This window comes from Anaerolineales bacterium, assembly GCA_022866145.1.
Classification (GTDB): Bacteria; Chloroflexota; Anaerolineae; order Anaerolineales; family E44-bin32; genus PFL42.
The window spans coordinates 1-5,531 of sequence record JALHUE010000038.1 but is presented as its reverse complement, the minus strand read 5'-3'; the positions used below and the strand labels follow the sequence as shown (position 1 = coordinate 5,531).

Sequence of the window (5,531 nt, the reverse complement as noted above, 5' to 3'; positions counted from 1 at the left end):
GAATCGCAATACCTCCCCGTTCTATGGGCGGCCGTGCTTCAACTCACCGAACCACCGCCGCTGGCGACGCCTGCACCTGCGGCGCACCGCAGGCCGTCTCGCCCAGTATGGGCGCCCCCTGCCTGAGGACGATTGCGCTGCCCAGCGAACACCAGCAGGGGCAAGGCGGTGAGGCCGGCAGCAACGCTGTCCTGTTACCCATGGGCAAGCCTGCCTCCCGCCATCACCGGTGGCGATGGCAGCGCAACTCACCTGTGTTGGGCGAGTCCAGGGTCTTGTGCCGATGATCCTGATGGCGCGAGAATGAGATAATCCTTGCTGCGCGGCGCTTGGCCGAGCGTCCGCCAGTGAGGTTGCTCAAGGCCTTCCCGGGCGGGAGTGCCGTTCATGGGCGCGCTCGGCTGCATGCTCGATTTACGCCGGGCAGCCAGGCAGAGGAAGCCTTGCCACGGGGGCTTGTCCAAATCTGACGAGGAGAGGAATGCATGTCGACGAAGCGGGAGTTCACGACCGAGGAAGCTAGAAGGGTCGGTGACATCCTCGGCGTCACCTGGGGAGAGGTAAGCCTGAGTGAATTCCAGTCCGGCTTGGCGATCGAGCTGGAGCATGGCGCTCGGGATCCGGAGACGAACGTCACCAACGATGACGAGATCCTGACCGGCAAGATCGCCCTGGCACATCTGAAAGAGTTCCCCGACTACTACACTCGACTCGCCCAACTCGAGAAGGATGCGGAGGACTACTGGGCCAGCAAGCACTAGCCATCAAGGCTGGCGGCGAAGCCAGCGTGCCAACCCCTGCCTGGCGGTGCCTGCGAGTCCGATCTGGCATGACGCCACGACGTGGCGGAAGGCAACGACCTTCGAGGGGGCAGATGGCATAACTCAAGTCTCGCACCAGGGTTATTGTGTGTCTCGTGTCGATGGGGGCAGGTGATCTTGTCAGGCCGCTCAGCGTCCGGCCTTTGCTGGACCTTTCCGCGACTTTGAACCGCCCCCGGCTTACGTGCCTGTCCTGCCACCCCACGGAGGGACTTCGTCACCACCCTCGGGCTCTCCGTAGGCGGGGCAAGTTCCACGTCCCGCACGTAGACTTCCATGGCGGTCCCGCTGAGATCCACTTCGCCGATGGTGAACGAGGGCTGGCTCGACGATCTAGCCTCGATGATGGGGAGACGCCTCAAGGGTTGGGCCATCCACTTCAGCACCCGCAACACGCTCGATACGCCGGCTCGCAGCATTCGCGCAAACCTCGCGGCAACAGGCGTTCTCCTCTGGATGGGGTCGACAAGTTCGTCGACTGAGCATAGCCTGCCGTCATGGCTCCGCTGATCTTCGACTCGCAACAGCTGTGAGCTCTTGGCCAGCCACCATGGGCGCCGAACACAACCGAAGGGTTGCGCCGCCCGCACGTCGGCGTGCTTCCAGTTGGCCGGAGGGCCGCGGCGACAGGCGACACCCATGCCGGCAGGAAGGCACGTGCACAGGCCCGTCAGGCATCAGACCCGCAGCCGGCGCGGGCGAAGTTCCCCAGGCTTTGCAAAGCGGGGTCTTCGCCCGGGCTCATCTTCCTTGCTGGGCGGATCCACCCGCCCCAGAAGACCTCGAGGCGTTGGCTCTCGGGCCGTGATCGCAGACCCTTGGTAAGATGAACGCACAGGCGGAGGCCAACTTCCATGAAGGCGCTCGTGATCTACGATTCGGTGTTCGGCAACACAGGGCAGATCGCTCTGGCCATCGGAGGCGCGCTGGGCACCCCGGACGAGGCCGGCATCATTCAGGTGAGCAAGCTGTCAGCCGAACCGTGGAAGGGAATGGACCTGCTGGTTGTTGGCTCTCCCACCCGGGGATTCCGGCCGACGGACGCCCTCGCCGAATTCCTCAAGAGCCTCCCGCCGGAGTCGCTGAACGGCATCCGCGTAGCCGCCTTCGATACCCGTCTGGCGGTGGAGGACATCGACTCTTCGGCGGTGCGCTTCATTGTGAAGACGGGAGGCTATGCTGCCAAGCCCATCGCCGAACGTCTCAAGAAAGCCGGCGGGGATCTCATTGTGCCGCCTGAAGGTTTCTTCGTGCAAGACACCGAAGGACCACTCAAGGAAGGTGAACTCCAGCGCGCGGCCGACTGGGCAAAGAGCATTCTGGCGGCCGGCTGACCCCGAGATGGTCGGATCGGAAGCCCCCAACCGCCGGCGAGGCGGGCCCTGAGTTCACATGTGCTTGGAACGGAGCATGTCCAGGCGGCTGACGCCAGGGGAGACTCTCGGCTGCCTGCGCCGCCACCAGGGCGCCTGGCGACCCGTTGACCCAGCGCCTTACCGCCTACGACTCCGGCGCGAGAATGAGGCTGATCCGGAAACACTGAGCGACTCCAAGGCCAGGTCCATACGGCCGGATGCCGCCCAGGCCGCCGGCTCGCCCGAGCTCGCTGAGTTCGGAGGAGGATCATGAAGAACATCCTGGTCACCGCCCTGGCCACGATGCTAGTCCCTGGCGTGGCAGTCCTGGTCATCCCATACCTGATCCTTCAGGCGACCGGAGGCATGATCGAGCCTCAGGGCCTGCTGGGAGTCGTCCTGATTGCCCTGGCGCTGCTGGGCGCCGGCATGGTCGTTTGGGTATCCGTTACCTTTGTTGCCAAGGGCCGTGGGACCCCGGTTCCCATCCAGCCTCCCCAGAACTTCGTGGCGGAAGGCCTGTACCAGTTTGTCAGGAATCCGATGTACGTCGGTGCACTCCTGATCCTCTTCGCCGAAGCGATCCTCTTCCGCTCAGCCTGGATCTTGCTGTACGCCGGCACGATGTGGCTAGCTCTGCACACCTTCACCGTGCTGCTTGAGGAACCCCAACTCGATCGGCGATTTGGTGAGACCTACCGCCAGTACAAGACGCAGACACCTCGCTGGATCCCTCGCAGGCCGAAGCGCTAGACCCGAGAGTGGGCGCGCCGGACGGATCGCTCGAGCCGATTGCAGTTTGCCTGGCGGCCGGCGCCGGTGAGGGACCCGCGCGCAGAGATGCACCGCCACAGCCATGCCTGGGCTTCCGCCACAAGCCGAGGCCGCCCGCCGCGCCATCCGGACGGCGGTTGACGGCACGGCAAGGATGGAGGTGAGCGCGTGCCCGACCGGATACATCTGGGCTGATCGGTCCTGGCCGATCAGCCCCTCTGCCGCATGCTCGGCACAGGACTCACAGCCTTTGAGGCGGCCACAGCGAAGTTGACGCTCCCCCTCTCGCCCAGGTTGAATCAACAACACAGCTTCGTCCATGGCGGCATCGTGAGCTTCATAGCCGATTGCGTATCTCCTTCACCGCCTGCTCCGTCCTCGGGCAAACCATCCTGACGTCAGAATACAAGAGCAACTTGACCCGGGCTGCGCCCAGCGGGCAACGCGTCGCCCGCCCCCGAGTCTTGTCGTCGGCGACACGTCAGGCCGTCTGCCTCTGTGAGGTCTGGCTCGTGTCCGAGGCGGGCGAGCAACTCAGCGCGGTCTCCCAGGCTACTGTCGCGACCACCTCCCGGACGCGGGCTGGCGAGCAGGGCCCTGTCATGGCCCTTCGCCCAGGGCATGGCTGACCGCGCGGTTGTGTGGCAGCGGACCGAGGAAATCGGTGTTGCCTGACCCGCCAGCCTCCAATAGAATCGGCTGGCAGTAGCCTACTCGCCAACCGCCGAGTGCCACCGCCGCTCAGCGCCCTGAGGACGGTGCAACCCACCTTCGAACTATGGGAGCTTTCCACCCGACAACATGCAGGTCGAGACAAGAAGGGAGACCGGCTTAGATGAAGATCGTATTCTTCCTTTGCGCCGCCATCCTGATGGCAGGAGCCTGTTCGCCTACGCCCCCCGCGGCCGCGACCCTAGCGCCACCGCCGACCGAGGCGCCTGTCCGCCCGGCTGCGGAAACGGTGGCCCCCAAGGTCAATCTCACCCCGGCGGTGCAGCGGATCACCGCCGCCGAAGATCTTGTCGGCATTTGGCGGCGGGAAGAGCCCGATTCGAGCTCGAGCAAGCTGTGGCGAGAGTACCGGAGCGACGGGACCTATCGCGTGGCGGTGACGCGCGACGGTTTGGAGGCGAACCCCCTGGTTGTCGGCGAATACCAGTTCGAGGGAACGCAATTCATCGTGGTCGACACCTCGGCCCAGCCTGGCTGGGATGAATGCATCGCCGGCGGCCATCGCGGCCGCTATGAAGTGCAGGTCGTACAGACCGGAAAGATCCGCTTCGTGAAACTCGAGGACGGCTGTTCAAGCCGGTCGATGATGCTCCCTCACGGAGAGTTCATCAGGGCGGATTGAAGATTCGCTGGGCGCCATCCGGCACGAGACGCCGGGAGACGGATCAGCGACCATCTCAAGGCGCGTTGTCGCAAGAAGCGGTCGGGCGCCGACCGGCTGGCTGCAGCCGTTTGTACCATGCGCCCGCTGGCCTTGACTTTCGAACCCCGCTGGCGTACAGTCGCTATCAGGCAGAATATTCTTTCACCTAGTGAAGGGCCGAAACGCAACGCCCTGTATCCAACTGAAAGACGTCGCCAGGCTGCCCGCACCCAAGCGGAACAAGCAACCACCCGGGTCTTCCTGGGACATGCGCCGTTGTCCTGTTTCGAGCATCGGCCCAGCCTGCGCAAAATGCTCCTTCATGGAGAGCAGTAGAAGATGAGACCTTTTGAGTACCATGAGCCGACGTCGATCGAAGCGGCCAGTGAGCTCCTGGCGAGGCATGGGCCGGATGCGGCCGCCCTTGCTGGCGGCACGGCCCTGCTGATCGACATGCGGCATGGCGAGCTCCAACCACGCCATGTGGTCAGCCTCTGGAAGATCCCCGGGCTGGGGAAGTTCCACGCCAACGGTGGACTCACGATCGGCCCCCTGCTCACGGTAACAGAACTAGGCGATGCCATGCGCGAGCCAGCCACTTTTGGATTGCGCGAGGCAGCGCGCATGCTGGGCTCGTGGCAGGTGCAGAACATGGCAACGGTCGGCGGGAACATCTGCAAGGCTTCGCCTGGCGCCGACCTGGTCCCCCCGCTTCTCTGCCTGGATGCTCGGCTATCGCTCCGATCCGCGGGCGGCGAGCGGGAGGTCCCACTGGATGGTTTCCTCACCGGGCCGGATCAAACGGCTCTGCGACCCGGCGAGCTGCTTGTCGACATCCTCGTTCCTCAACCTGCGCCGCGCACCGGCACGGCCTTCCTCAAGATCATGCGCCGGCAGGCACTCGACTGCTCGATCGTCTCGGTCTGTGCCCGGGTCACGCTGGAGGACGACGGCCTGACCTGCAAGGATGCCCGCATCGGCCTCGCCGCAGTCGCCCCGAATCCCATCCGGGCCCGGCGCGCCGAAGCCGCGCTGGCCGGCAGGAAGCTTGACCCAGAAACCACACGCCACGCCGCCGAGCTGGCTCGCAGCGAGGCGCGTCCGATCACCGATGTCCGGGCGACCGCCGAGTACCGCCGGTTGCTGGTCGGCGTTCTTGTCGAACGCGCCCTGGGCGTGGCCGCCGAGCGCGCCCGGAAAGGGGAG

At 65.1% G+C, this 5,531-nt stretch carries 5 protein-coding genes; all 5 read left to right on the top strand.

Features of this window, described 5'->3' with window-relative positions:
- The first annotated feature begins 485 nt into the window (after window positions 1-485).
- Complete coding sequence (locus tag MUO23_01160) at window positions 486-761, top strand: hypothetical protein (GenBank protein MCJ7511560.1); 276 nt, start codon at window positions 486-488, stop codon at window positions 759-761.
- A 914-nt stretch (window positions 762-1,675) separates the two neighbouring features.
- A complete protein-coding gene (locus tag MUO23_01155) occupies window positions 1,676-2,155 on the top strand; it encodes a hypothetical protein (GenBank protein MCJ7511559.1) in 480 nt (159 codons plus the stop codon).
- Between the two features lie 291 nt (window positions 2,156-2,446).
- Window positions 2,447-2,929: an isoprenylcysteine carboxylmethyltransferase family protein gene (locus MUO23_01150; GenBank protein MCJ7511558.1), complete on the top strand. Its 483-nt coding sequence runs from the start codon at window positions 2,447-2,449 to the stop codon at window positions 2,927-2,929.
- Window positions 2,930-3,911: 982 nt separating this feature from the next.
- On the top strand, window positions 3,912-4,304 hold the full coding sequence (locus tag MUO23_01145; protein MCJ7511557.1) for a hypothetical protein: 393 nt from the start codon (window positions 3,912-3,914) through the stop codon (window positions 4,302-4,304).
- A 360-nt stretch (window positions 4,305-4,664) separates the two neighbouring features.
- Window positions 4,665-5,531 (top strand): xanthine dehydrogenase family protein subunit M (locus MUO23_01140; protein ID MCJ7511556.1); only part of this gene is annotated, 867 nt, incomplete at its 3' end.

Excerpts from the sequence above, each read along its gene's own strand:
- MUO23_01160 (MCJ7511560.1), top strand. The coding sequence starts at position 486 with ATGTCGACGAAGCGGGAGTTCACGACCGAGGAAGCTAGAAGGGTCGGT.
- MUO23_01150 (MCJ7511558.1), top strand. The coding sequence starts at position 2,447 with ATGAAGAACATCCTGGTCACCGCCCTGGCCACGATGCTAGTCCCTGGC.
- MUO23_01155 (MCJ7511559.1), top strand. The coding sequence starts at position 1,676 with ATGAAGGCGCTCGTGATCTACGATTCGGTGTTCGGCAACACAGGGCAG.